20 protein-coding genes are annotated in these 25,721 nt (G+C 59.9%); 7 read left to right on the top strand and 13 right to left on the bottom strand.

The annotated features are described in order from the left end of the window. Positions 1 to 111: 111 nt before the first annotated feature. Positions 112 to 567, bottom strand: a complete 456-nt coding sequence (locus FHR98_RS01820; RefSeq protein ID WP_183414913.1) for a peptidoglycan-binding domain-containing protein — start codon at positions 565 to 567, stop codon at positions 112 to 114. Positions 568 to 791: 224 nt separating this feature from the next. On the opposite strand from FHR98_RS01820, the gene FHR98_RS01815 reads away from it, so the two are divergent. From FHR98_RS01815 to FHR98_RS01800, 4 genes are all read left to right on the top strand, one after another. After that, positions 792 to 1,223: a GlcG/HbpS family heme-binding protein gene (locus FHR98_RS01815; RefSeq protein ID WP_183414912.1), complete on the top strand. Its 432-nt coding sequence runs from the start codon at positions 792 to 794 to the stop codon at positions 1,221 to 1,223. A 121-nt stretch (positions 1,224 to 1,344) separates the two neighbouring features. Then, a complete protein-coding gene (locus FHR98_RS01810) occupies positions 1,345 to 1,836 on the top strand; it encodes a hypothetical protein (protein WP_183414911.1) in 492 nt (163 codons plus the stop codon). A 29-nt stretch (positions 1,837 to 1,865) separates the two neighbouring features. Further along, positions 1,866 to 2,297 (top strand): thermonuclease family protein, encoded by a 432-nt coding sequence (locus tag FHR98_RS01805; protein ID WP_183414910.1) that lies wholly within the window; start codon positions 1,866 to 1,868, stop codon positions 2,295 to 2,297. A 141-nt stretch (positions 2,298 to 2,438) separates the two neighbouring features. Further along, positions 2,439 to 3,197 carry an SDR family oxidoreductase gene (locus FHR98_RS01800; RefSeq protein WP_183414909.1) on the top strand — a complete coding sequence of 253 codons (759 nt, stop codon included), beginning with the start codon at positions 2,439 to 2,441 and terminating at the stop codon, positions 3,195 to 3,197. On the opposite strand, the gene FHR98_RS01795 is transcribed toward FHR98_RS01800, so the two are convergent. From FHR98_RS01795 to FHR98_RS01745, 11 genes are all read right to left on the bottom strand, one after another. After that, positions 3,194 to 4,234, bottom strand: coding sequence for a hypothetical protein (locus tag FHR98_RS01795; RefSeq protein WP_183414908.1), 1,041 nt, complete (start codon positions 4,232 to 4,234; stop codon positions 3,194 to 3,196). The genes FHR98_RS01800 and FHR98_RS01795 overlap by 4 nt on opposite strands. 190 nt (positions 4,235 to 4,424) lie before the next feature. Beyond that, positions 4,425 to 5,153 (bottom strand): Bax inhibitor-1/YccA family protein, encoded by a 729-nt coding sequence (locus FHR98_RS01790; RefSeq protein ID WP_183414907.1) that lies wholly within the window; start codon positions 5,151 to 5,153, stop codon positions 4,425 to 4,427. A gap of 163 nt (positions 5,154 to 5,316) precedes the next feature. After that, positions 5,317 to 7,899, bottom strand: coding sequence for an ABC transporter permease (locus tag FHR98_RS01785; protein ID WP_246377309.1), 2,583 nt, complete (start codon positions 7,897 to 7,899; stop codon positions 5,317 to 5,319). A gap of 5 nt (positions 7,900 to 7,904) precedes the next feature. Continuing rightward, positions 7,905 to 8,606 carry an ABC transporter ATP-binding protein gene (locus FHR98_RS01780; RefSeq protein ID WP_183414906.1) on the bottom strand — a complete coding sequence of 234 codons (702 nt, stop codon included), beginning with the start codon at positions 8,604 to 8,606 and terminating at the stop codon, positions 7,905 to 7,907. Between the two features lie 73 nt (positions 8,607 to 8,679). Further along, complete coding sequence (phoB, locus tag FHR98_RS01775; RefSeq protein ID WP_183414905.1) at positions 8,680 to 9,423, bottom strand: phosphate regulon transcriptional regulator PhoB; 744 nt, start codon at positions 9,421 to 9,423, stop codon at positions 8,680 to 8,682. Then, on the bottom strand, positions 9,416 to 10,174 hold the full coding sequence (gene phoU / locus FHR98_RS01770; RefSeq protein ID WP_183414904.1) for a phosphate signaling complex protein PhoU: 759 nt from the start codon (positions 10,172 to 10,174) through the stop codon (positions 9,416 to 9,418). The genes phoB and phoU overlap by 8 nt, the downstream gene beginning before the upstream one ends. Before the next feature lie 48 nt (positions 10,175 to 10,222). Continuing rightward, a complete protein-coding gene (gene pstB, locus FHR98_RS01765; protein WP_246377362.1) occupies positions 10,223 to 10,969 on the bottom strand; it encodes a phosphate ABC transporter ATP-binding protein PstB in 747 nt (248 codons plus the stop codon). Between the two features lie 110 nt (positions 10,970 to 11,079). Next, entirely contained in the window at positions 11,080 to 12,372 is a 1,293-nt protein-coding gene (gene pstA / locus FHR98_RS01760) for a phosphate ABC transporter permease PstA (RefSeq protein WP_183414902.1), read from the bottom strand. Beyond that, positions 12,372 to 13,751, bottom strand: a complete 1,380-nt coding sequence (pstC, locus tag FHR98_RS01755; protein WP_183414901.1) for a phosphate ABC transporter permease subunit PstC — start codon at positions 13,749 to 13,751, stop codon at positions 12,372 to 12,374. Before pstC ends, pstA begins: the two co-directional genes overlap by 1 nt. A gap of 117 nt (positions 13,752 to 13,868) precedes the next feature. Continuing rightward, positions 13,869 to 14,900: a substrate-binding domain-containing protein gene (locus FHR98_RS01750; RefSeq protein ID WP_183414900.1), complete on the bottom strand. Its 1,032-nt coding sequence runs from the start codon at positions 14,898 to 14,900 to the stop codon at positions 13,869 to 13,871. A gap of 194 nt (positions 14,901 to 15,094) precedes the next feature. Then, complete coding sequence (locus FHR98_RS01745; protein WP_183414899.1) at positions 15,095 to 16,558, bottom strand: ATP-binding protein; 1,464 nt, start codon at positions 16,556 to 16,558, stop codon at positions 15,095 to 15,097. Positions 16,559 to 16,728: 170 nt separating this feature from the next. On the opposite strand from FHR98_RS01745, the gene FHR98_RS01740 reads away from it, so the two are divergent. After that, complete coding sequence (locus tag FHR98_RS01740) at positions 16,729 to 17,610, top strand: hypothetical protein (protein WP_183414898.1); 882 nt, start codon at positions 16,729 to 16,731, stop codon at positions 17,608 to 17,610. 35 nt (positions 17,611 to 17,645) lie between these two features. Here the strand turns inward: FHR98_RS01740 and FHR98_RS01735 are convergent, their stop codons facing one another. Continuing rightward, positions 17,646 to 19,934, bottom strand: coding sequence for an NADP-dependent malic enzyme (locus tag FHR98_RS01735; RefSeq protein WP_183414897.1), 2,289 nt, complete (start codon positions 19,932 to 19,934; stop codon positions 17,646 to 17,648). A gap of 211 nt (positions 19,935 to 20,145) precedes the next feature. Here FHR98_RS01735 and mutS point away from each other — a divergent pair, with 211 nt between their 5' ends. After that, positions 20,146 to 22,770: a DNA mismatch repair protein MutS gene (gene mutS, locus FHR98_RS01730; protein WP_183415176.1), complete on the top strand. Its 2,625-nt coding sequence runs from the start codon at positions 20,146 to 20,148 to the stop codon at positions 22,768 to 22,770. A 63-nt stretch (positions 22,771 to 22,833) separates the two neighbouring features. After that, positions 22,834 to 25,713: a [protein-PII] uridylyltransferase gene (locus tag FHR98_RS01725; protein ID WP_183414896.1), complete on the top strand. Its 2,880-nt coding sequence runs from the start codon at positions 22,834 to 22,836 to the stop codon at positions 25,711 to 25,713. Positions 25,714 to 25,721: the final 8 nt, after the last annotated feature.

Here is a 25,721-nt window from a genome sequence, read left to right as displayed (position 1 = left end):
ACACTCTGTTGTCAAAAGGTCAGTCTAGCAGAAACATTCCCCCTTACGAGCCAGAGTCACGCCGCAGCGGTCAAGCCCCGCGCCTAGCGGCGCCTTCACCCTCTTTGGGCCTCAACTTTGGCGGTTGATCTCATCCAGCAACGATTGGGAGGGTCGGCCATCCACCGGCAAGCCATTGTTGGCTTGGAAGGTATTGATCGCCTGCCGGGTCCGCGGCCCCATAACGCCATCCGCCGGTCCCGCGTCGTAACCCAAGCGGTTCAATCCGATCTGCGTGTCGCGGACCATGGAGCTCTGCGCCCCGTCCCTCCAAATCGGCTTGCCGAGATTAACGTCGGATTCATCGGTAAGCGCCCCCGTGGCGCCCCCGACCACCGCGCCGATCGCGGCTCCCTCGAGCAAGCTGAGGCCGGTTACCGCGCCCACAGCGGTACCGGCAGCAGCGCCGATACCCGCGCCGCTAAGCGTGCGGTCTTCCGTTGAGCTACCGCAGGCGGCCAGAACGAGTAATGCGGAAACCGCCAGGGGTGCCGTTACTCGTGGCATGAATATGTTGCGCTTCGTCATCTCGGTTCTCCTTACGACAGGTCGTTGCCCGCATCTGATATTATATCTAATCCGGTTAATGATTTCTTCGAGCATTTTCCTTGGTGATTGGACGCAAAAAACAAGGGCCGCCCGGATGGACATATCTCCACCGGCCCGGCATTCTGCCTTGGCATCACTGGACGCCAGGTTGTTCTTGAACGCCCGGCTTGCCTATCAGAACTCGACACCTGGAGATATTCACCATGCCATCGCTTACGCTTGATCAATGCCGTCAAATCATTGCTGTTGCCTTCGAGAAAGGCGCCGCGCTGAAATTGAAGCCGCTTTCCGTCGTTGTGCTGGATGCGGGTGGTCATTTGAAGGCCTTCGAGCGCCAGGACGGCGCCAGCAATCTTCGCTACCAGATCGCCAATGGAAAGGCTTACGGCGCGCTAGCTGTCGGCATGGGCTCGCGCGGACTTTTCAAGCGGGCCCAAGAGCAGGCTTACTTCGTGCAAGCGCTGAACGGCCTAGCGAACGGTGCGGTCGTCCCGGTTCCCGGCGGCGTTCTGATCAAGGATTCGGCCGGTGAGATTATCGGTGCGGTGGGTGTGACGGGCGACACGTCGGACAATGATGAAATTTGCGCTGTCGCCGCAATAGAATCGGTCGGGTTTACCGCAGATCCGGGCTGATAGCTCCACCAAGCACTGCGGCCGCCCGGGGCGGTGGTTGGTTGGTCGGTTTAGAAGCAGCCGCCCTTCAGACTACCGCATCCAAGTAAATTGTCGTAAAAGACAGGAGATGAGAGGATCCATGGACGAATCCGTAACTCCCGCAGCCCCCGGCACCTACATGACCGCCGTTCATTTTCCGACGGCCTTCAAGCAGATTCGCGAAGAGATCTTGGCTGCTCAAGGTGATCTTTCAGAACCGCCGCACCCTGTGGATTTACGTGAATGGATCAAGGAATCCTGGCGATCAATTGTTGGGATGGTGCCAGTGATCGCCTGGCGTATGGATGCCAAGACCGGGGTGCTTCCCTTGCTCGCAGGCCCCCACTCGAAAGAGCTGGATAGCTTCTACCTATATAGCGCATCCGGCGAGAAACGGCGCAGCTACAGCCGCGGATTCATCATCTTGCCAGACGGCAACTTCTGGAACGGCAGCTTGAAGGTCATGAAGGAGCCTGAGGTCGTTACCTTATGGTCGGAAGAGGTTCTGGCCGCTATCACCGCACAGATAGCAGCGGAGAAAAGGGCGCGGGGAGGGGAGCGTGCCGACGGCGGTGGGGCCGTGGAAACCTAAGCCTACACGAACTGATCCGAGGAGTTCCCATGCATAAATCACTTATTGCCCTTGGTGCAATGATCATGGCGTTGACAGCCCTGCCGGCAGCGTCCCAGCCCGTTTATTTGGAAGGTGGCGTCTTGCGCGTAACCAGCGGCGATAGTCTGCAGGCCGCCGGGTTCGATATTCAACTCGCCGGGATCTACGCGCCCGAGCCAGGTGTGCTGTACGGCCATACGGCGCAAACAAAACTGGCGGCTGTCCTGGCCGGTGAGTCGGTCCGCTGCAGCCTGACGGGACAAACCGGCGCACAAGGGCGAGAGATAGCCCACTGCACGCTTGGGGATCAGGATCTTTCCGCCGTGGCGGTCAAAGCCGGCGCAGCGCTTGACTGCACAGCGCAGTCGGGAGGGGCCTACAAGGCGATGGAGCAACAGTCTATGCGTGACCGCGTCCCGTTGCCCGCGCACTGCCGCTAGGTTTCTGCTCGACGGAACCATGGGTCTCGGTTCATCGACACTAACCCCTCCCCGTGATCATACAATGTTTGCAGCCTTGGCATTGGGTAGGTGTTCAGGACCTTGGTCGGTTCCATTCCATAGAAAGTAGGAAGATTTCGCATGCGTCTTGAAGAAAAAGTCGCCGTCATTACCGGTGCAGCCTCTGGATTTGGCGAGGGAATCGCCAAGCGTTTCGCCGAGGAAGGCGCCGCGGTCGTGGTTGCGGACCTGAACGCAACCCGCGGCGAGGCGGTCGCACAAAATCTCTCTCAATTGGGAGGGCGGGCGGCGTTCCAACGGGCTGATGTTACAAGTCGCGATGATGTCGAAACGATGATTCAGACGGCCCTGGATCGCTTCGGACGCTTGGATATTCTGGTGAACAACGCTGGATTCAGTCACAGAAATCAGCCCTTGATGGAGGTCACAGAGGCGGATTTCGACCGCACCTATGCGGTCAACGTGAAGGCGATCTACCTAGCAACACTGGCCGCTGTTCCGGCGTTCCGCTTGGGCGGCGGCGGCGTGATTATCAACACCACCTCCACCGCCGGGCTGCGCCCGCGACCGGGCCTAACCTGGTATAACGGATCCAAGGGCGCGGCGAACATTCTGACGAAATCCATGGCGGTTGAGCTTGCGCCGGAAAAGATCCGCGTCAACGCTATCTGCCCGGTGATCGGCGAAACCGGCCTTCTGGAAACGTTCATGGGATTGCCGGACACACCCGAGAACCGCGCAAAGTTCACCGCCACGATACCATTGGGCCGTATGTCGCGACCGCTCGATATCGCTAACGCCGCACTATACCTTGCCTCGGACGAGGCAGAGTTTTTGACCGGCGTCCTTCTTGAGGTCGATGGCGGACGTTGCGTCTAGATACAAGATGTTCCCATTTGATTGAGCGTCGCCAGACTAAGGCTGCCGATGCAGCGCGCCGTCGTCGAGGCCTGCGTCAGGATCGGCCCCGAAATCCCGCTGGCAAAGACCGCCACGAAATCATTGGTCCAAAGGTCCAGCGCGGCTGCGATGCCGAATAGCGACACGGAATGAACCAGAACCTGCGAACCGCCGCTCGACGAGAAGATCGCCGTCGCATTCGAATCACCCCGAATATCGATGGTTGAATCCCGCACGACAATGCCGCTGTTGCCGCCACTCAAGAAGATACCAACAGAATTACTACCGCTTGTTCTGATGAACACACTATCCAGCACGAGGTTCGCGACCCCCTGGTTTACTAGAACAGGGGTGCTGGAAGCACCGTCGCTTCTGAAAGCCAGGTCCGTCAATTGAACGTTTGGGCCGGCAACCCTGTTCACCAGCCCCAGGATCGTCGTGTTCGTTGAGCTTTCCCCGCGTATGGAGATATTGCCGGGAATTGAAATCCCACCGGAGCCGCAATCATAGACGCCCGGTTCGACCCAAAGAGCTTGAGGCGTTTGAGACGTAGCAAAACCGGACGCGGCGCTGAGCACACTCTGTAGCTGCGTGCAGTTTTGCGCTTGGGTACCAACCGGACTAACGATCCAAGTGGACTTCAGCAAGGCCGACGCCACTGCTCCAGGCGCAAACTTGGCAGCCGTAACGGCGCCGTTTGCGATAACCGAGGCGTTGATCGAACCCGGAATCAGTTTGTTTGCGCCGACTGAGCCGTTGGCGATGGTCGTGGCATTTATCGAACCCGGAATCAGTTTGTTGGGGCCGATGGAGTTGTTGGCCACGGTCGCGGCGTTGATCGAACCCGGAATCAGCTTGCCGGGACCAATGGTTCCGTTAGCGATATCGCTGCCATGAACGCAGCCGCCGCACACAACATCCGACGCCTGTGCGTAAACAGCGTTCGGCGCGAGAGCCGCCGCAATCAAGAGTACGCCAACCCCCAGAATGCCCAAAGTCGGAAAGCTCTTTCCCATAACACCCCCTCGTCCGGTCGGCGGTGCCTTTGCCGGACTATGGGCTGTAAGGGTAAAGACTAAAAAGTCGTTTAAGTGTCTTTTAATGTCCTTTTGTGTCTCTAGCGCCGCTTCGGCTTGGTCAGCAAAAAGGCCCGACGGAATCCGCCGGGCCTTTCCTTTTACCGTCAGCAAATTTTGCCGCCAGTTGTTACTCGCCGCGCATCATGCCCAGGATATTGAGAATCCAGATGAAGAGCGTGATGAAGCTGCCATAGAGCATGAACGCGCCGAAGATGGCTTTCTTCATCGTCACGTCATGGCCATCTGCCTGCAGGTACATGTTCTTGATCATCTGTGTCTCATAGGCCGTAAGGGCGGAGAACACCAGCACGACCACGACCGAGAGGAACAACTCGAAGCCTACGGACTGCACGAAGAAGATGTTCACCAAAAGGGCGATCAGGATACCGATGGTCGCCATTGAGAGAAAGGCCCCCATCGGCGCCAAGTTTTTCTTCGTTGTGTAGCCAACGAGACTCAACCCGGCAAAGGCCGCCGCGGTAATGAAGAAGGCGCGAACCAACAGCATCGGGTCCACCTGCGCATAGGCGAAGAAGGTGGGTCCCAGCAGCAAACCCCAGAGGCCGGCATAGGCCCAGAAGCAGACCTGTGCCGCGCCAACCGACTTGCTCATCATGATTCGGGGCGCAAACCAGCCCAGGCCAATGACACCGATAAACAGAATCCAGATGCCGCCGCTTGCCAGCGCCATTACAAACTGCGGGTTCATGGCGACGATCATGGCAATGGCGCCGGTAAAGGCCACGCCAAGCGACATATAGTTGTAGACCCGCAGCATGTAGCTGCGCAGCCCGGCATCAATCCCCGCGGCTTGGGCTCTGCCGCGTGAAATGGTTTGAGAATTCGGACCGAGCATCTAATTCTTCCTCCTGCTGCATACCACCTGCTTAACCGCAGATGCCGTTAACCCTTCGGTGACATCACCGATTGAGCCTAAATATTGGTCAAAGCCGTCGTCCGTTCAATAGATTCTCGCACTCCTGTTGCGTAATTTCCATAATATCCCGCGGCATTTCCAGTTATTCGTTGCGCAATAGCGGTGCCGGTTTGATCGAAAGGGCCCGCCAAGTGCCGACGAAACCGATCCCCAAGGTCAAAGCCGCAGCCAATAGTGCCGTCGGGAAGACGGCCATCGGCAGAAAGATAAATTCCGCTTTCATGACCTGCGTCACCACGACATATCCGGCCAAGGAACCAATGGCCGCGGCAATGGCCGCCGTAATCAGCCCCAACAACCCGTACTGCAACAAAAAACTGGTCGCTACACGCCGGCGGGTCGCACCCAACACCTTCAGAACAACGGAATCATAAACGCGGCGCCGGTGACCCGCCGCGAAAGCCCCCGCTAGTACCAGCACGCCCGAAAGGAGCGTCAAGCCCGCCGTCGCCCGTATGGCCACGGCGACCTTGCCGAAGAACTCCGCCGCCTGCGCCAGCGCTTCCTTGACCCGGATAGCCGATACATTAGGGAAGCGGTTGACGACCAGCCTTTCCAAGTAGTCTTCCTGGTCCGGGTCCAAAGTAACCGTCGCGATCTGACTCTGTGGTGCGCTCTCGAGCAGGCCCGGCGAGAACACCATGACGAAATCGATCTGCAGATCCTGCCAGTCGATCTCCCTGCTGTTGGCGATCTCTACCTCGACATTACGCCCCAGGATATTGACCGTAAGGGTGTCACCAAGCACGAGGCCCAACGCCTCCACGACATCGTGGTCCAGTGAAACCAGGGGTGGGCCGTTGTAGTCAGGAGTCCACCATTCACCCAGGACCAACGGTGAATCCGGCGGCATTTCCCGTGACCAAGTCAGTCCGCGATCACCTTGGAAAACCCAGGCGACATCCGATGGCAGGTCCAGCTGGTCCGGTGGCACCCTGTTTACTGCGGTAATGCGGCCTCTCAACATCGGGACACGCTGCATACGCTCCACTCCCGGCACGCTGCGCACGGTTTCCTCGAAGGCCATCGCCTGTTCGGGCTGTATATCGATAAAGTAGAAGCCCGGCGCCTCCTCTGGAATGCGCTCCGTCACTTGACGAGAAAGGTTGCCTTCGATCAATGCGATGGCAACCAGCACCGTCAGGCCCAACCCTAAGGACACGACCACGCTGGCCGTCGAAGCGCCTGGGCGGTGCAGACTGGCAACCGCAAGCCGCAATTCAACAGTACGAAAGCGTGGCAAAGCGCGCGCCGCAGCCATGACACCCGCAGCCGCGAGACGGAACACCAAAAGGCTGCCGACCGATCCGGCTACAAACCCCGCCGCGAACAGGCGGTCCGTTGAGGTGATGATTGCAAGACCGGCAAGTGCTGCCGCGGCCATCAGCGTAACGATCACAACCCATGGGGCCGGCAGACGGCGCTCGCTGCTGCCCTGCTCCCTGAAAAGCCCGGCTGCCCGTTCGGCTTGAGCACGCCCAAGGGGCCAAAGAGAGAAGGACAGGGTCACCAACAGCCCAAACAGGGCGGCAAGCAGTAAGGGCTGCGGATAAAGGCCGCCCAAGCTTGAAAGGTTAAGCCGGTCGGCCAAGAGAGGACCGACCGCCAAAGGTACGGCTGCGCCGATGGCGAGCCCTATGGCTATGCCAAGTCCGGCGATGGCAAGAATCTGCAGAAGGTATGTCAAAAAGATCTGACGGGCCGAGGCGCCGAGCGCCTTCAAGGTGGCAATCACCTTGCGCTTCTCACCCAGGTAGCTGCGCACGGCGTTGGCGACTCCGACGCCCCCAACCAGCAATGCCGTCAGCCCAACCAGAGTCATAAAAAGGGTGACACGTTCGACGAAACGCTCCATCCCAGGCGCACCACCTGCTACGTCGACGATCCGCCACCCTGCCTCGGGAAAACGCTCCTTCGTCGCATCTATCCATTGCTCCGGCGTCAATCCATCGCGCGGCTCAAGACGATAGTGGTGGTAGGCGAGGCTCCCCGGCTGCAGCAACCCACTTCCTTCGAGGCTGGCCAACCCCACAAGCACCCGCGGCCCCAGGGTAAAGGCGCGCGCCGCACGGTCAGGCTCGCGCTTGACCGTACCGCGAACCTCATAGTCGACGTTACCGATTCGCAAGGCATCGCCGGCCTCTATTTCCAGCGCCACCAACAGAGCGGTATCGACGAGCGCACCCCAGCGGCCGTCTCGATAGGCCAGAAGGTCCGGCAGGTCTGATTGCGGGTCGCTTTTGAACGCGCCATACAGCGGGTAGGTCTCATCAACCGCTTTCAACTCGACCAACCGCTGTCGCCCCTGCGTCGTGCCATCCGGTTGCAGACCGCTGCGCGCCATGGTGCGCAGGTCGGCTGTACGCGAGAGGCGCTTGCTGCTGGCACGGAACCAGGACTCCTCTGCCGCGCTGGCCTCACGATGGATCAATCGAACCTCAACGTCGCCGCCCAGGAGTGCGCGCCCGTCCGTGCGAAGCGATGAAAGCATCGCCTCGGACAACGACCCGACCCCTGCGATCGTCGCTACTCCCAGCGCCAGGCAGGCTATAAAAATCCGGAATCCCTTCAGGCCACCACGTAATTCGCGGCGTGCCAGTCTGAAAGGCTGGGCTAGGCTTCCTAGAAGCGACAAGGTTTGCTCGTTCTTTGTGATGCTGGACAAGAAATTTACTGAGCCGCCGCCGACAGACGGCTGTCCGCTTCGATGCGGCCGTCCAGGATTCGTACTTGGCGATCACAGCGCGCGGCGAGGGCAGGATCGTGCGTGATCAACAAAAGAGTCGTGCCTTGCTCGCGTTGCAAAGTGAAAAGCAGCTCTATCACCTGACGCCCCGTCTCGCCGTCCAGATTGCCTGTTGGCTCGTCGGCCAACAGCAGTCGCGGGCCTGAGGCAAACGCGCGCGCCAGAGCTACACGCTGCTGCTCACCGCCGGAAAGCTGCCAGGGGAAATGTGTAAGGCGCTGACCGAGCCCAACTTGCTCCAATACCTCGGCTGCGCGCGCAAAAGGGTCAGGTGCTGCCGCGAACTCGAGGGGCACCGCGACATTCTCCAGGGCGTTCATCGTTGGAATCAGGTGAAAATCCTGGAAAACGATGCCGATACGATCACGGCGAAAGCGCGCGAGCGCGTCTTCATTGAGATTCGTCAAATCGGTTCCATCGATTTGAACTCGGCCCGCAGTTGCCCGCTCCAGCCCAGCGATCAACATCATCATGGAGGACTTGCCGGACCCGGACGGCCCCACGATGCTCACCGTTTCGCCGGCCTCGATTTCGAGGTCGAGCCCGCGCAATATCTCCACCGGGCCGGAGGCCGCCGACAGGGTCAAACGAACGCCTTCCAACTGAATTACCTTTGATTCTTCCATAACGGATCTCACGGCGTTCGCTCCCAAATAAAGACCCTAACGATTTGGGCGCGAGGTCCGCTAAATCAAGCGGCTATTTCATGGCTATCGCGTCACCGTCTGTCATGGGCTTGTCGAGAGCATAGCCCGCCGCCCTGACCGTGCGGATCAAATCGGCCTCGTCGCCCTCGTTCAATGCCTTGCGCAAACGCCTGATGTGCACATCCACCGTACGCGGCTCAACGTAGACATCGTGTCCCCAAACGGCATCGAGAAGCTGCTCCCGGCTAAATACGCGCCCCGGGTGCTGCAACAGATGGCGCAAGAGCCGATACTCGGTCGGGCCGAGATGAACGTTGCGGCTTCCACGCCGGACCCTATGCGCAACGAGATCCATGATCATGTCTTCGAACTCAAGAGTATCCGCCGCCAAGGCCGGCTGCGCCCGACGCATGACCGCCCGCAATCGGGCGACCAGCTCCGCAGGGGAGAACGGTTTGGTAATATAATCGTCCGCGCCGCTGTTGAGCCCGCGAACCTTGTCGCCCTCTTCGCCACGCGCCGTCAGCATCACCACGGGCACATCTTTGGTATCCGGCCTGCGACGGAGTTGGCGGCACACTTCGATGCCCGATGTCAGGGGCAACATCCAGTCGAGCAGAATGATATCCGGCGTTTCCTCCTTGACCATAACCAAGGCTTCTTCACCGTCACGGGCCGCCGCCGTTCGGTATCCCTCGCGCTCCAGGTTGTAGCGCAGCAATGTCACCAAGGCGTCTTCGTCCTCAACGATGAGCACCAGCGGTTTGACGGCCTGCGAAGCGTTCCGTTCAAGCATCGTGGTTCCCACCCTCCGCCTCCTGGCTGTCTTGCGTGAATACAGTGTAGCTCGTGGTATCGCCTTTGGGGCGCCCTTCGGTCAGATGCTTGCCTGTCACCAGAAAAGTCACGACCTCGGCGATGTTAGTCGCATGATCGCCGATACGTTCGATATTCTTGGCGATGAACAGCAGGTGTGTACAGGTCGTGATTGAGCGAGGGTCTTCCATCATGTAGGTGAGAAGTTCGCGGAACAGGCTGGTGTACATCTCGTCCACTTCTTCGTCCCGTCGCCACACCTCCGCCGCGCGCTCGACATCGCGTTCCACATAGGCATCGAACACATCCTTGATGGAGGTTTCGACAAGCTGCGCCATACGCGGGATCGCGTACAGCGGTTTGATTGGCGGCAGTTGGTTGAGCGCCAGTGTGCGTTTGGCGATATTCCGGATGTAGTCGCCGATCCGTTCCGCGTCGGAGGAAATTTTCAGGGCGGAGATTACATCGCGAAGGTCGATAGCCATTGGCTGGCGAAGCGCCAGCAGCCGGACCACCATTTCGTCGACCTGGTGCTCCAGTCTGTCCAGTTCGGCGTCGTTTGCGACCACTTTCCCGGCCAGGTCGGAGTCACGCCTCACCAGCGCCTGAATCGATAGCGAAAGCTGGCTTTCGGCTATCCCGCCCATCCGCACGATCGACTGCGTCAGCAGATCCAACTGCTCGTCGAAAGACCTGACGATATGATCCTTGTGCTCGTTGCCCGTTCCCATGTTCTTCTCCCGCCTCTGCTGGTTCGGCCCTACCAAGTCTATCTTTGATCAGCCAAACCGGCCCGTGATGTATCCTTGAGTGCGTTTGTCCTTCGGAACGGTAAACACAGCGTCGGTGTCACCTTCCTCGACTAACTCGCCCAGATGGAAAAACGCCGTGCGCTGCGACACGCGCGCGGCCTGTTGCATCGAATGTGTGACTATGACGATTGTAAAGTTGCGGCGCAGGTCGTCGATCAACTCCTCGATCCGCGCAGTCGCTATGGGATCAAGAGCCGAACAGGGTTCGTCCATCAGGATCACCTCGGGGCTAACCGCTATGGCCCGGGCGATACACAGGCGCTGCTGCTGGCCGCCGGAAAGACCCGTGCCCGGCCCATCAAGCCGATCCTTCACTTCCTCCCAAAGCCCGGCCTTGCGCAGACTGGATTCGACAATCTCCTCGACGTCGGTCCGGTTGCGTCCGATCCCATGTATGCGCGGTCCATAGGCGATATTGTCGAAGATCGACTTCGGGAAAGGGTTCGGTTTCTGAAATACCATACCGACGCGCGCGCGCAGCTGTACCACGTCCAACCTGGGATCGTAGATATCTTCGTTGTCCAGATGCAGTTCGCCCGTCACGCGACACCCGTCGATCACATCGTTCATACGGTTCAAGCAGCGAAGATAGGTGGACTTGCCACAGCCGGACGGCCCGATCAGGGCAGTCACCTGGTTGGCGTTTATGTCGAGATTGACGCCGCGCAGCGCATGCTTCTCGCCATAGTGAACATTCACGTCCCGCGTCACCATCTTCGGCTTCGCGGGATTGGCAAGCGGTGCTTCACCAACGCCTTTGGAAGCCGGTAATTCTTCCTGCGCGATCTCGGCGACCTGCTCCGGCTGGGCCATCTGTTGCTCTCCTACCATTTTCGTTCCAGACGCTGACGTAGAAACACCGCCACGCCATTCATTACGATGAGAAATCCGATCAACACCAAGATCGCCGCAGAGGTTCGTGAAACGAAGCCTCGCTCTGGGCTGTCCGCCCAGATGAACACTTGCGTTGGCAGTGCGGTCGCAGGTTCGGTGATGCCGCCCGGTGCCGAGGTGATGAAGGCATTCATGCCGATCAACAACAGGGGCGCCGTCTCACCCAAAGCTTGCGCAAGACCGATGATAGTGCCGGTCAGAATGCCCGGGATGGCAAGCGGCAATACGTGGTGCATGACAACCTGGTGGCGCGAGGCACCCACACCCAACGCCGCCTCCCGGATCGAGGGAGGCACCGCCTTGAGCGCCGCCCTGGTCACGATGATCATCGTCGGCAATGTCATCAACGAAAGAACCATGCCACCAACCAGCGGCGACGAGCGCGGCAAACCGAAGAAATTCAAGAACACCGCAAGACCGAGCAACCCGAAGACGACGGACGGCACCGCGGCCAGGTTGTTGATGTTCACCTCAATCAAGTCCGTCGCCCGGTTTCTAGGCGCAAACTCCTCCAGATAGACAGCGGCGGCCACGCCAACCGGAAAGGATATGAGAAAACAAACCATGAGCGCGTAAAAGGAGCCCACCAAGGCGCCCGCCAGCCCCGCCAGTTCCGGGAAGCGACTGTCCGCATTGAAGAACAGCGCCCAGTTGAAGGGCTTGGATATGGCGCCGGAAGCGGCCATCTCGTCATACCAGGCAATCTGCTTGTCGGAGACGCGGCGCTGGCTCTCCGGTGTATCGCGGTCGATCAGACCCTTGTGGAGCTGATCCATCGGATCGGCAAAGGGGTAGGTGACCGTTATCGTCTGGCCGATCAATCGCGGATTCTCCACGACCGTATCGCGAAGCATGTACTGAGCGCCCCGACTCAGCATGTCGTGAAAGTCCCGGCCATCACGACGCGAGAGTTCTTGGGAAACCAACCCCTCGAAGCCGCGACGAACAATACCCCGGAAATCGCCTGAGCCCGGGTCTTCGGCCTCGACCTTTGCCGGGTCGACAAACACCTGGAAGGTGACGTGGCTTTGAGTAAAGGCGGGCGAGCCATTCATCATCAGAGATACCAGCAGAACGCCCAGAAGCAAAATCGCCGTGCCAATGGCCGCGATTCCATAGAACTGCAAGCGTCGATCCGCCGCGTGACGGCGTCGGCGACGGGCTTCCTGGGCCTTGCCAAACCAATCGAACTTCGCTGTTTGGGGTGATTGCATTGAGGCCATCAGTCGTACTTTTCCCTGTATTTCTGGACGATCTTCAACGCCAACACATTCAAGAACAGCGTGATGACGAAAAGCAGCAATCCGAGCGCAAAAGCGGCCAGCGTCTTCGGGTTGTCAAATTCGGTATCGCCAATCAGCAATGTGACGATCTGCACCGTCACCGTCGTTACGGAATCGGCAGGGTTAACCGTCAAAGTGGCGATCAGGCCCGCCGCCATCACCACGATCATGGTTTCGCCAATGGCGCGTGAGACCGCGAGCAGAACACCGCCGACGATGCCCGGTAGGGCTGCTGGCAGCAGCACGTTGCGGATCGTCTCTGCTTTGGTGGCGCCCATCGCGTAGGAGCCCTCGCGGAGCGATCGCGGCACTGCGGCTAACGCGTCATCAGACAACGAAGAAATGAATGGCAAAATCATGATGCCCATCACCGATCCGGCCGCCAGGGCGCTGTTCGGCGCGACATCAAGCCCGAGGGAGTTTCCAGCCTCGCGTAAGGCCGGCGCCACCACCAGAACGGCGAAAAAGCCGTAAACCACCGTCGGTATGCCCGCCAGAATTTCCATGATCGGTTTCACGATCGCGCGGACCCGGCTGTTGGCGTACTCCGCCAGATAGATAGCCGCAAAAAGCCCGATCGGCGTTGCCACCAGCATTGCAATCGCGGCAATCAACAAGGTGCCCATGAAAACCGGGATGGCGCCAAAAGCGCCCGATCCGGCAACCTGATCGGCACGGATGGGAATCTGCGGTTCCCAATTGAGGCCGAACAGGAACTCGCTCACCGGCACGCGTTCAAAGAATCGGAAAGCCTCGAACAGCAAAGACGACACGATGCCCAAGGTCACAAGTATGGCCAACACTGAGCAGGTTACCATCAGTCCGGATAATATTCTCTCCACGGCCTGACGCGCGCGGAAATGAAGGGCGATGCGTCTGTAGCTGACGAACAGGATGGCGGCAGCAAGGCCGAGAGAGGCCGCTAGCATCGACCAGGAGGCAACGGCTTTCCACGCGTTCAGCCGGGCTGCCGCTTCCACCACAAAGGGGTCCGGCTCGCCAAACACCAGACCACGCGAAACCGAGCGTATCTCGGCCAGCAGGAGGTTTTCCTCGCCCTGCAACAAGCCTTGCAGTTGCTCCGGCGGAAGTGAAGCGAGCAGGGCGGCGTCCAGGATAACAGGCTCGAGCGCCGCCCAGACCAGAACGAACAGCAGGCAGGGTACGCCAATCCAAAGCGCTACGAAGCTACCGTGGTAAGAAGGCAGGGAATGGGCGGCGGCGTTGGCTTGGGCCGCCAGACGGACAATGCGGTACCGTCCAAGGATGAAGCTGGCCAGAGAGATCGCAATCAGCAAGATGAAGGTGGTCGACAGCATCTTGAACGGGTCGCTTCCTTATGCCTGTTCGAAAGCTTGAGCAGGCTGGTTCGGGGTTCGTTTGCAAAAGACGCTCACGGCCGCCTTTTAGGGGCGACCGTGAGTTTCCCAGGTTGATTAGTTGGTGTAACGGGTCATGCCCATTGCGCCAATGACTTGCTCCTGCACCGCCTGACGCTTCTCGTCGGAAAGGGCGACCAAGCCACGCTCGTTCAAGTAACCGTCTGAGGCCAACGCTGCGTCGCTCATATACTCGGCAACGAACTCCTCAAGGCCGGGGATCACGCCGCGGTGCGCATTCTTGATGTACACGAACAGCGGGCGGGAAACGCCGTAGGATCCATCGGCAATGGTGTCAAACGTCGGCGAAACACCCGCGACCTTGATGCCCTGCAACCGGTCCTCGTTCTCGTAGAGGAACGAATAGCCGAAGATACCGTACGCATTCGGATCGGCTTCGAGGCGCTGAACGATCAGGTTATCGTTCTCGCCGGCTTCGATGAAAGGTCCGTCCTGGCGCATACGCTGGCAGACGGCTTTCTTTTCGTCCTTGGGCAGCGCATCAATGGCAGCAAAGGTCTCACAACCTTCTTCCATAACCAGTTCGACGAAAGCATCGCGGGTACCCGACGTCGGGGGCGGGCCGAAGACCTGAATCTTCGTGTCGGGGAGGCTTGCGTCGATTTCGCTCCACTTCTGGTACGGGTTGTCCACAATCTGGCCGTCGATCTCGACCTTCGCGGACAGCGCCTGGAAGAGCTGAGCTTTGGTAACGTCGATCTCTGCGCCTTCTCTGGAAACGGCGATGGACAGACCATCGAAACCGATCAGGGCCTCGGAGACGCTGGTGACGCCGTTCTTGTTGCAAAGCTCCCATTCGGACTGCTTCATGGCGCGCGACGCGCCGGTGATGTCCGGGTGCGCTTCGCCGACGCCCTGGCAGAAGATCTTCATGCCGCCACCGGTACCGGTGGACTCGACCACGGGGGCCTGCATTCCGGTCTTGTTGGCGAACTCTTCAGCGACGGCCTGAGTGTAGGGGAATACGGTGGAGGAGCCGACGATCTGGATGCGATCACGGGCCTCGGCGGCCTGCGCAACCAGAACGGCTGCTACGGCTGCTGCCGAAAAGATTACAGTCTTTTTCATAATGCGTTTGCTCCGCATGTCTGTGGGAAGTGCTTTCCACGAGGTTCTCATTCAACCGCTCTCGACCCATCGAGAACGTGAGCGGACCCTACCCACTGCCTGCAAAGTATTTACGACACTTCTGTTACAATTGTGTGACAAGACCTGAGAAAAGCGACTTTCCCGGCGCTTTTCCGCAGAGAAGTATCATCGAGTCATTCCGCCGCCTGACTTCCTCGATTGGAACCGGCAAGCGGCAGGTAAACCGTAAAGCGGCTTCCCTTCCCCAACTCGCTCTCTATCTCCAACAAACCGCGGTGGCGATTCACCAAGTGCTTGACGATCGCCAGCCCTAGCCCGGTGCCGCCCAGTTCGCGAGAGCGGGCCGGGTCTACGCGGTAGAATCGCTCCGTCAAGCGCGGCAGATGTTCTCGCGGAATGCCCTCACCTTGATCGATTACGGATATCGCTAGGCTCGGTTGATCGAGACGACGACCGCGGCGCGTTGTGCCGTCGCTTACGGGCCATGCTTCAATACGCACATGGCTGCCCTTGCGCCCATACTTGAGGGCGTTCTCTATCAGATTCTGGAATATCTGCGTCAATGCCTCGGTATCCCCGACAACCGCAGGCAACTGTGAGTAGGTGCGTTCGACGGTTATCTGTCGCTCCCCGGCTCGTATCTGCAAACCATTGACAATGCCGTCGAGCACGGCGCCAACCTCGATAGCCGCCGTCGGCTGGGTATGTTCTTCCATTTCGATCCGCGACAAGCTCATAAGGTCGGAAACCAAGCGCGACATCCGTACCGCCTGATCATGCATGATCCCCAAAAATCGGTCCCGAGCTTCCGCATCATCGGCCGCCGGGCCTCGCAGCGTCTCCAGAAAGCCGATCAGACTGGACAATGGTGTACGAAGTTCGTGGCTCGCATTGGCAACAAAATCGGCTCGCATGCGCTCGGCTCGCTTGATGCCGGTGACATCATGAAGGGTCAACAAAACGACCGATCCCTCCAGGCTCGCTTCATTCAAGCGGACCACGCGCGCGATCATATGACGATCAATCTTGCCGGTGATCGGAAAGGTAACAACCTGCTCCTCGCCACCTGCCAACACCCGATCCACTGCATTGGTCAGTGTCGGATTCCGCAGCAGGCTGGAAATATCTCTGTTTAGAAGACGCTCGCCAAAGATCGCCTGGGCCGCCGGATTCATGCGAACGACACGACGCTCCTCATCCAGCAGGATAAGCGGATCAGGCAAGCTCGACAGGATGGCCTGATTTCCGTTCAGGGCTGCCTGCAGCTCAGCGCGGCGCTTTTGCCGCTCCACGCTGGCGGCGACAATTACGTCCGCCAGGCCCGTCGCCAAGAGCTTCCCGCCGCGATCCGAAGGCGGCGGCGGAAGTTGGCCAGGCGAGCCGCGTTCAGGCAATCCCATTGCACCGAGTGCTTCCACATAGTCTTGCAATTCCGCAATATGCCTGAAGTGACGGTAAAGAAGCGCCGCCACGCCTCCGGTAGCTAACAAAGCGGTCGCCGCCGCATAGCTAGGTGCCAACGAACCCGCGACGACAAGGGCGGCAGACGCCAGGACAAACGGCGCGGAGAAGACTGCACTCGTACCCAGCCAGTGCCTCAACAGCCTTTGCCGTCGCTGTTTTTGCGTCGGAGTCATGCCTCCGCCCTCTATCCAAAGCAAACCCATCCCGCCCGCAGCGGATTTGGGACGATTGATAGCAGAAGAATATCACAGTTCAATGAAAGCCCGCTCGGCCTTCTGCCCGGACGGACTTTGTGGGATGATACCTAGAGAAACGCCTCAATGAACGAGAAAGGAGCAACGCCATGCCCGCATTCCTTCTGGCCGTTGCCTTAGTCCTGATGACTGCTGTAAGTACCCCGGCCCGCGCCGCCAACGACGAGGCGCAGATCGACAGCATGATTGAGGACTTGCAAGGTCTGGTCGATAAAGCCGAAAGAGAGAAGCTGGCCGACCCGTGGTTTATCGAAGATCTGCGCGGGCTGATCTCCCGCTACAGCGAAACCTGGCCAGTTGTGCTCCTGGATCATTCCTTCGACAGCCGCGAGGCCGCGCCGAAGGCACCCTGGCAGATTCGCCAAGGCAAGATGCAGATGGACTGGTCGCGCGGCCTGAGGTCCCGTGTTGAGTTGAGCAAGCCGACCCAATCGGACAACGAGGTTGTGGGGCAAATCATCGGCGGGCTCTTGAACCAAGCGCTTACCGGCCAGCAGGCCGCCCCCGCGGACGATCCGACGGTCCCCGCCATCGCCTCCGCGACCCTTGCCGTCTCCAATGCCTTCCATCTGGAGACAGTGATGACCGCGCGGCCGCTGGAGCGCGGCTCGGAGGGCGGACTTGAAATTGGTGTCTTCCAGAAAGACGGAAATGCAGGCTATCGCCTGACCATCGCCCCAACGGCCGACGGCCAAGGCGGCACCCTGGAAATGTTCGTTATCTCATCGCGTGGAACCTCTCGCCTTGTGGAAACAGCGAGTTTCACCGGCGGATTCCTGGATGATCAGCCGCTCAAGGTAGCCCTCTCCAGAGACCCGGCTGGCCGCATGCGCGCCGCCCTCGACGATGTGGAACTGATTTCCGTCGAAGACCGCAGCTTCCGCGATCCTTTTTCCGGTATCCTGATCGTCAACAAGGGGGGCGACTATGCCCTCAAAACCATGCTCGTAAAGGGCACCGCACCGAATTAATCACCACGCTCTGTCGAACGGCCGGTTGCCGGGGGTCAAACCCCGGGCAACCGGCTATCAGCCTGCAACGCATCGTGCGCCACGAGCGCTGCAGCCGTGACCAGATCATGGACGGTTGAACCCATCGGCACGATCTGAACTGGCTTGCTCATGCCAATCAGCAACGGCCCGATTACCGAACCGCCGCCCAGACGCGACAACAGCTTGGCGGAAATGTTCGCCGAGTGCAGGGCCGGCATAATGAGAATGTTGGCCGGGCCGGACAGACGACAGAAAGGATAAAGGTCGCGCATTAACTGATAGTCCAGCGCAACATCCGCCTGCATCTCGCCGTCGTACTCAAAGTCGACTCGCTTGGCGTCCAGTAAGGCCACCGTGTCTCGGATGCGCTTGGCTTTCTCGCGCATCGGCTGGCCGAAGTTGGAGAAGGACAAGAACGCAACGCGGGGTTCATGACCGAGCAAGCGGGCCTGGTGAGCGCTTTGAATTGCGATGTCGGCAAGCTCTTGCGGTTCCGGCAGTTCATGCACCGAGGTGTCCCCGATGAAGACCGTGCGCCCACGCTGCACAACAATGGACAGTCCAAACACGATGTTGCCGGGCTTCGGATCCAAGGCCTTCTGCACATCCTGAAAGGAGATACCGAAGGACCGCGTGAGCCCGGTGACCAACGCATCGACCTCGCCATTGGCCAGCATGCAAGCGCCAAACACGTTGCGATCCTGGTTCACCATCCGCTGACAATCACGATAGAGCAGCCCTTCGCGCTGATGCCGTCCATAGAGGTAATCGGTATAGCGCTCATTGTTTTCAGACAAACGGGCGTTGTGAATCTCCAGGTGTTCGGCCGAAACGCCGATGCTCTTCATCGTCTCCCGAATGCGATGTTCGCGGCCAATCAACACCGGATGCCCATAGCCGGCTTGCTGAAAGGCGATGGCGGCGCGAATGACGCGCTCTTCCTCTCCCTCCGCAAAACAGACCCGCTGCGGATAGTCGCGGACCTGGTCAAATATCTTCTGTAGAGCCGCAGCCGTGGGATCGAGACGCGCGGTAAGTTGGCGCTCGTAGTCGCGCATATGCTTGGGCGGCTTGCCGGCGACGCCCGTCTTGATGGCGGCCTGTGCAACTGCGCGCGGGATGGCCACAATCAGACGCGGATCGAAGGGTGTGGGGATAATGTAATCGCGCCCGTACCGCAAACGGCGGCCGGAATAGGCGGCATCTACCTCGTCAGGCACATCCTCGCGCGCGAGCGCCGCCAAGGCTTCCGCCGCGGCGATCTTCATCTCCATGTTGATGGTCCGCGCCCGAACATCCAGCGCCCCCCGGAAAATATAGGGAAAGCCCAGCACGTTGTTGATCTGGTTCGGATAGTCAGATCGGCCCGTGGCAATAATCGCATCCTCGCGAACCGCCAGGATTTCCTCCGGCAGAATTTCGGGATCCGGGTTAGCCATCGGGAAAATGATAGGCTGATCCGCCATCGACCGGATCATATCCTGCGTCACGGCCCCTTTCGCCGACACGCCAAAGAAAACGTCCGCGCCCTCCAGCGCCTCGGCCAGGCTCCGCCGATCAGATTCCGCCGAATGAGCAGATTTCCATTGGTTCATGCCTTCCTGGCGGCCGTGATAAATGACGCCGCGCGTATCGCAAAGCAGGACGTTGTTCGCCGGAATGCCCATGGCCTTGACGATCTCCGCGCAGGCGATTCCCGCCGACCCGGCGCCGTTGATGACCATCTTGGTTGTCTTGATATCGCGATCGGTCAGGTGCAAGGCGTTGATGAGCCCGGCCGCGGCAATGATTGCCGTCCCATGCTGATCATCATGGAAGACAGGAATATCAAGCAGCTCCTTCAGGCGCTCTTCAATGATGAAACACTCCGGCGCTTTGATGTCTTCAAGATTGATGCCGCCAAAGGATGGGCCCAGGAACCGGACGCAATTGATCAGCTCGTCCACATCACGCGTATCGACGCAAAGATCGATGGCGTCGATATCGGCAAAGCGCTTGAAAAGAACCGCCTTTCCCTCCATTACCGGCTTGGAGGCCAGCGCGCCTAGATCGCCTAAACCCAACACGGCCGTACCGTTGGACACCACCGCCACAAGGTTTCCCTTGGCGGTGAGATCATAGGCGCTCCCGGGATCTTCCTGGATCTTCAAGCAAGGCGCGGCAACGCCGGGCGAATAAGCAAGCGACAGTTCCCGCTGTGTTGTCAGGGGCTTAGACGCCGTGATTTCGAGCTTTCCCGGGCGGCCTTGCGCATGAAACCGGATAGCATCCTCGTAAAGCGTCTTACTTTTTTCTTCTGACATGCCTGTCGTTTCCTCGTTGGTCTTCGATGGATTAGGGGCGCTATCCTAGGACCCGAAGCCGTACTCGCCAAGCCACGTTGTTGACCCATAGGACGGGGGGCTGCCATGTGCTAGGGTCTCGCCTCGCGACCTCAAGACGACAGAGACATGCCCCGTGCCAGATAGCGCAAAGAGCAAGCAAAGTACCGCAAGCGCCTCCGCGATGACGCCGATGATGGCGCAGTATCTCAGCATAAAGGAATCTCATCAGGACTGTCTCCTGTTCTACCGAATGGGCGATTTCTATGAGCTATTCTTCGATGATGCCGTCGCTGCGGCCGAAGCGCTCGACATCACGCTGACCAAGCGGGGCCAGCACCTGGGCGAGGAGATTCCCATGTGCGGCGTACCGGTCCATTCTCATGAAAGTTACCTATCGCGTCTGATTCGGCAGGGATTCCGCGTTGCTGTATGCGAGCAGATGGAAGACCCGGCAGAAGCCAAGAAGCGCGGCAGCAAGTCCGTCGTAGCCCGCGACGTGGTCCGAATCATCACGCCGGGTACAATCACGGAGGATGCGCTTTTAGAAGCCCGCGCCAATCACTATCTGGCGGCGCTCACGCAGGTCGGCGGCGAGCTGGCTTTCGCCTGGCTTGATATCTCGACCGGCGCGTTCGAAGTCGAGGCCTTGGCCGCCGGCGATCTGGGTTCGTCGCTGGCGCGGGTGGCGCCGCGGGAAGTTTTGCTGCCTGACCGTCTGCTTGAACAGCCGGAGCTTTCGGAAAAGCTGGCCGATTGGCGTGATATCCTCGTGCCGCTTCCCTCGCCTCGCTTCGACAGCGCCAATGCCGAAGCGCGACTCAAAAAACTCTATGACGTCGGATCGCTGGACGCTTTCGGTAGTTTCCGGCGCGCCGAAGTCGCCGCTTGCGGCGCTTTAGTCGACTATCTAACCCTGACTCAGAAGGGTCGTCTGCCTCGCCTGATGCCGCCTCGCCCGTTCCTCAAAGGCAGCCGTATGGTGATCGATACGGCGACGCGGCGGAACCTTGAGTTGACGGAAACGCTGGGCGGCGGCCGAAAAGGCTCGTTGCTGGCGACAATAGACCGGACCGTAACAGGCGCCGGCGCCCGACTTCTTGCTGGCCGGCTGGCGGCCCCTTTAGCCGAAAGCGCGGCCATCGAAAGCCGCCTGGACGCTGTCGATTTTTTGACAACCGAGGAAAGCTTGCGGGCAGATCTTCGGGAAGCGCTCAAGGCTTGCCCCGATTTGGAGCGCGCCCTATCGCGCATATCCCTGCAACGCGGTGGGCCACGGGACTTGGCAGGTGTCAGGGATGCGCTCAACCAGGGTCAGGCCATACGCGCCCTGCTCGCAGACAGCCGTCTGAGGTCCGCGCCCGCGATTATCGTCGCGGCGGCCCGTAAGCTGGGCGGCCAGGACGAATTGGTTGATCGTCTGGAGCGCGCCCTGGCGCCCGACCTGCCCTTGCTGGCCCGAGACGGCGGTTTCATTGCGGCGCAGTACGCCCCTCAGCTCGACGAACTCCGCGGATTGCGTGATGAAAGTCGGCGGCTGATCGCCGGATTGCAAAGCGGCTACGTCGAGAAAACCGGCATCGCGAGCCTAAAGATTCGCCACAACAATGTGCTGGGTTATTACATCGAGGTGTCGGCAGCCCAGGCAGAAAAAATGCCGAGCGATCCCGAGTCCGGCTTCATTCACCGCCAGACCCTGGCCAGCGCAGTGCGTTACACGACCGTTGAGTTGAACGAACTGGAGCAAAAGATCGCCAGCGCCGGGGACAAAGCCCTGGCCTTGGAGCTGGAGCTTTTTGAAGAGTTGGCCGAACAGGTGCGTGCACGGCTCGATCCCCTGGCGGAGACCGCGGCCGCCCTCGCCGAGCTGGATGTCACGGCCGGCCTGGCCGAGATCGCGATACAGGAGAGCTGGTGTCGGCCGCAAATCGAAGAGTCGCGCGTGTTCGACGTCAAGGGCGGCCGCCATCCGGTGGTAGAAGCCGCGCTTCGCAGCAGCCAAGGCGGGCGCTTCGTAGCCAATGACTGCGATCTTGGCGAAGCCGGTCGCCTCTGGTTGGTGACCGGCCCCAACATGGCGGGAAAATCCACGTTCCTGCGCCAGAACGCTCTGATCGCCCTGATGGCTCAGACCGGCTCCTTTGTTCCCGCGGATTCCTGCAGACTCGGCTTGGTTGACAGGCTGTTTAGCCGCGTAGGCGCCGCTGATGATCTGGCGCGCGGACGCTCGACCTTCATGGTGGAGATGGTCGAGACCGCCGCCATCCTCAATCAGGCCAGTGAGCGTTCGCTGGTCATCCTGGACGAAATCGGTCGCGGCACCGCGACATTCGACGGCCTTTCCATCGCCTGGGCGGCGGTAGAGCATCTGCACGAAGTCAACCGCTGCCGGGCGCTCTTTGCCACCCACTATCACGAGCTGACCGCGCTAACCGCACGGCTCAGCGCCTTGTCTTGCCATTCCATGCGCGTGAAAGAGTGGGAGGGCGATGTCGTTTTCTTGCACGAGGTCACGGCCGGCACGGCCGATCGGTCCTATGGAATCCATGTCGGCAAGTTGGCGGGCTTGCCGCCCGCCGTCATCGCCCGCGCGGAGGAGGTCCTGAAGATGCTCGAACAAGGGGAGCAGGCCGGGAACCTGGCCCGACTAGCCGACGACCTGCCGCTCTTCGCCGCCAAGGCGGCGCCTCGCCCGGCGGTATCGGAGTCCGGCCCATCAGATTTGGAAGCCCGGCTTGCCGCCTGCGATCCGGATGCCCTGACGCCGCGCGAGGCTCTGGAACTGCTTTACGAGTTGCGCAGCCTTTTGAAAGACTAGGACTTTGGGTGTTATTCTGGCAGGTCCGCTGCTCACTCCAGTGGTTGCGGTAAGGGAGACCAAATGGACGTAAGCCTTCTTGACAGCGCGCAGCTCAAAGAGGTCAAAGGTCGGCGGGCTATCATTAACCGCGCCGTCCTCGAGACACGCCTCAAGGAGATTTACGAATCCGGACTGCCGGCAGGCGAAGCGCGCGCTCAGGTCCTCAGCCTCCTGCGCGGGTCCCTTGATCAGGGGCGCGGTGAAGTTCGTCGACGCTTCCTGGAAGAAGGCGAGACCGGCCACGCCACCGTCCGGGCAAACTGCTTTTTGATCGATCAGTTGTTGCGGCTTCTTTACGACCACGTAACGCAGCGCTTGTATCCGCTCCCCAACCCTTCGGCAGGCGAGCGCCTGGCTTTGATCGCTACCGGCGGCTATGGCAGAGGCGAGCTTGCGCCTGGGTCGGATATCGATTTGCTGTTCCTCTATTCCTACAAGCTGACCGCGCGCACCGAACAGGTAATCGAGGAACTCCTGTACTTTTTGTGGGACTTGGGGCTGAAGGTCGGGCAGGCAGCGCGATCGGTCGACGATAGCCTGCGCCAGGCGCGCGCCGATCTGACCATCCGGACAACGCTTCTCGAAATGCGCTATCTATGGGGCGACCAGGATCTCTACAAGGAGTTGAAGACCCGCTATCAGGGCGAGATTCGGGGGAAGGACCCAGCCCGCTTCATCGAAGCCAAGCTCGGCGAACGCGATCAGCGCCACAAGAAACACGGTTCATCGCGCTATATTCTCGAACCCAACATCAAAGACGGCAAAGGGGGGTTGCGCGACCTACACACGCTTTTCTGGATTGCCAAGGATGTCTACCGTGTCGATGAGATTCCAAGCCTGATCGACAAAGGTGTTTTCACCCGCGCCGAAGTCCGTAGTTTTGAGAAAGCGCAAGAGTTTCTCTGGACATTGCGCTGCCAGCTTCACTACCAGACCGGGCGCGCCGAAGAGCGTCTGACCTTCGACTTTCAGACCATCATCGCGGAGGCCATGGGCTATGTGGCGCACGCCGGCACCCAGGCGGTCGAGCGTTTGATGAAGCATTACTTTTTGGTGGCCAAGGACGTCGGCGACCTGACGCGCATCTTCTGCGCAGCGCTCGAGGCCCAGCACAATCGGCGCTCGCGATTCCGCTTGCTGCCCTTGGGCCGCCGCCGGTCGGTTGGCGGTTTTACCATCGACGGCGACCGATTGAGCGCGGCCGGCCCGGAGACCTTCATCAAGGATCCTTGCAATCTGCTGCGCATCTTTCACGTCGCCCAACAGCATGATCTGGATATCCACCCGCAGACTTTGCACTGGGTGACGCGCAACCTAAAACTGATAGATCGGGACCTGCGGAAGGATCCCGAGGCCAACGGCCTGTTCCTGGAAATGCTGACCAGCAAGAAAGGTCCGGAAACAACCTTGAGGCGCCTCAACGAGGCTGGCGTGTTCGGCCGTTTCGTTCCGGATTTCGGCCGTGTAGTAGCCCAGATGCAGTACAACATGTACCACCACTACACGGTCGATGAGCACACGATCTTTGCGATCGGCATTCTACATGCGGTCGAGCAAGGCCACCTGAAAGAAGAGGTGCCCATAGCCAGCGAAGTGATCCACAAAGTCCTTTCGCGCCGCGTTCTTTATTGCGCCGTGCTGCTGCATGACATCGCCAAGGGGCGCCCCGGCGACCATTCGGAGTTAGGCGCCGAAGTCGCCTTGAAACTATGTCCGCGTCTGGGCTTGAACGAAGAGGAGACGGAAACGGTCGCCTGGCTGGTTCGTTGGCACCTGCTGATGAGCGAAACCGCTTTCAGACGCGACATCAGCGACGCCAAAACGATCCGGGACTTTGCCGACCAGGTGCAATCCCTGGAGCGCTTGCGGCTGCTCTTGATCCTGACGGTTGTCGATATCCGCGCTGTCGGCCCGGGCACATGGACGGCCTGGAAAGCGGCCTTGTTACGCGACCTTTATTGGTTGACCGAGGAGGTCCTTGCCGGCGGCTTCCTGACCGAAGGCCGGGAAGCCCGTATCGAGGTTGCCCAGCAGGCGCTGCGCGAGGGCCTTACCGACTGGGAACCGGCGGAAATCGAAAAACACCTTCGGCGCGGATACCCGTCCTACTGGCTGTCATGCGACACGTCCACCCATCTCCACCACGCGCGCCTGGTGCGCGAGGCTGAGCAGTTCGGCCGCCCCCTGACCGTCGATACGCGAATCGACCGCTACCGGGAAACGACCGAGGTCACGGTTTATACCGCGGATCATCCCGGCCTGTTCAGCCGCATCGCGGGCGCTATGGCCGTGGCCGGGGCTTCGATCGAGGCCGCGCGTATCTTTACGCTCTCCAACGGCATGGCTTTGGACATTTTCTGGATTCATGGGGCGAACGGCGAACCCTTTGAGCGTCCGGATCAGCGCGCACGTCTCTCGGCGGCTATCGAGCGCTCGCTGGGTGGCAAGATGAGACCCCTGACGGAACTCAAGAAACGGCAGAGTGTACTCCCCAGCCGCCTCAAGGTCTTCAAGGTCCGACCCCGCGTGCTGATCGACAACGGTGCCAGCGCAGGCCACACGGTTGTCGAGATCAACGGGCGCGATCGCCCGGGATTGCTGTTCCAGGTAACGCTTGCGCTTTCCAAGCTGGGGCTGGTCATTCACAGCGCCCTTATTTCGACCTACGGCGAAAGCGTCGTCGATGCTTTCTACCTACGCGACGCCCTTGGCAGCAAGATCACCGACGAAACTAGGTTGAAGCGAATTCGCGAAAAGCTGCTGGAGGCGTTGCAGGATCCGGACTGTAAGCCGGAGCCCCCTCGAAAGGTCGCGGCAAGGCGCAAACGTCGTGCCGCCGCGACCGCCAACCGCAAAGCGGTCGAGGATATGAAGTTGGAAAAGGCTAAGGAGTCCGAATGACCTGTTTT

Origin of the sequence: Limibacillus halophilus (assembly GCF_014191775.1) — a bacterium.
Classification (GTDB): Bacteria; Pseudomonadota; Alphaproteobacteria; order Kiloniellales; family CECT-8803; genus Limibacillus; species Limibacillus halophilus.
Note: the sequence above shows the minus strand (reverse complement) of the source record. Positions and strands in the feature narration are given on the sequence as shown.

Bases quoted from the DNA above. Each gene is read 5' to 3' on its own strand.
- FHR98_RS01750 (WP_183414900.1), bottom strand. From the start codon at position 14,900: ATGAAAAAGACTGTAATCTTTTCGGCAGCAGCCGTAGCAGCCGTTCTG.
- phoB (WP_183414905.1), bottom strand. From the start codon at position 9,423: ATGCTTGAACGGAACGCTTCGCAGGCCGTCAAACCGCTGGTGCTCATC.
- pstA (WP_183414902.1), bottom strand. From the start codon at position 12,372: ATGGCCTCAATGCAATCACCCCAAACAGCGAAGTTCGATTGGTTTGGC.
- FHR98_RS01815 (WP_183414912.1), top strand. From the start codon at position 792: ATGCCATCGCTTACGCTTGATCAATGCCGTCAAATCATTGCTGTTGCC.
- FHR98_RS01740 (WP_183414898.1), top strand. From the start codon at position 16,729: ATGCCCGCATTCCTTCTGGCCGTTGCCTTAGTCCTGATGACTGCTGTA.
- FHR98_RS01745 (WP_183414899.1), bottom strand. From the start codon at position 16,558: ATGACTCCGACGCAAAAACAGCGACGGCAAAGGCTGTTGAGGCACTGG.
- phoU (WP_183414904.1), bottom strand. From the start codon at position 10,174: ATGGGAACGGGCAACGAGCACAAGGATCATATCGTCAGGTCTTTCGAC.
- FHR98_RS01810 (WP_183414911.1), top strand. From the start codon at position 1,345: ATGGACGAATCCGTAACTCCCGCAGCCCCCGGCACCTACATGACCGCC.
- pstC (WP_183414901.1), bottom strand. From the start codon at position 13,751: ATGCTGTCGACCACCTTCATCTTGCTGATTGCGATCTCTCTGGCCAGC.
- FHR98_RS01790 (WP_183414907.1), bottom strand. From the start codon at position 5,153: ATGCTCGGTCCGAATTCTCAAACCATTTCACGCGGCAGAGCCCAAGCC.
- FHR98_RS01795 (WP_183414908.1), bottom strand. From the start codon at position 4,234: ATGGGAAAGAGCTTTCCGACTTTGGGCATTCTGGGGGTTGGCGTACTC.
- FHR98_RS01735 (WP_183414897.1), bottom strand. From the start codon at position 19,934: ATGTCAGAAGAAAAAAGTAAGACGCTTTACGAGGATGCTATCCGGTTT.
- FHR98_RS01725 (WP_183414896.1), top strand. From the start codon at position 22,834: ATGGACGTAAGCCTTCTTGACAGCGCGCAGCTCAAAGAGGTCAAAGGT.
- FHR98_RS01800 (WP_183414909.1), top strand. From the start codon at position 2,439: ATGCGTCTTGAAGAAAAAGTCGCCGTCATTACCGGTGCAGCCTCTGGA.
- FHR98_RS01820 (WP_183414913.1), bottom strand. From the start codon at position 567: ATGACGAAGCGCAACATATTCATGCCACGAGTAACGGCACCCCTGGCG.
- FHR98_RS01780 (WP_183414906.1), bottom strand. From the start codon at position 8,606: ATGGAAGAATCAAAGGTAATTCAGTTGGAAGGCGTTCGTTTGACCCTG.
- FHR98_RS01805 (WP_183414910.1), top strand. From the start codon at position 1,866: ATGCATAAATCACTTATTGCCCTTGGTGCAATGATCATGGCGTTGACA.
- pstB (WP_246377362.1), bottom strand. From the start codon at position 10,969: ATGGTGACGCGGGACGTGAATGTTCACTATGGCGAGAAGCATGCGCTG.
- mutS (WP_183415176.1), top strand. From the start codon at position 20,146: ATGATGGCGCAGTATCTCAGCATAAAGGAATCTCATCAGGACTGTCTC.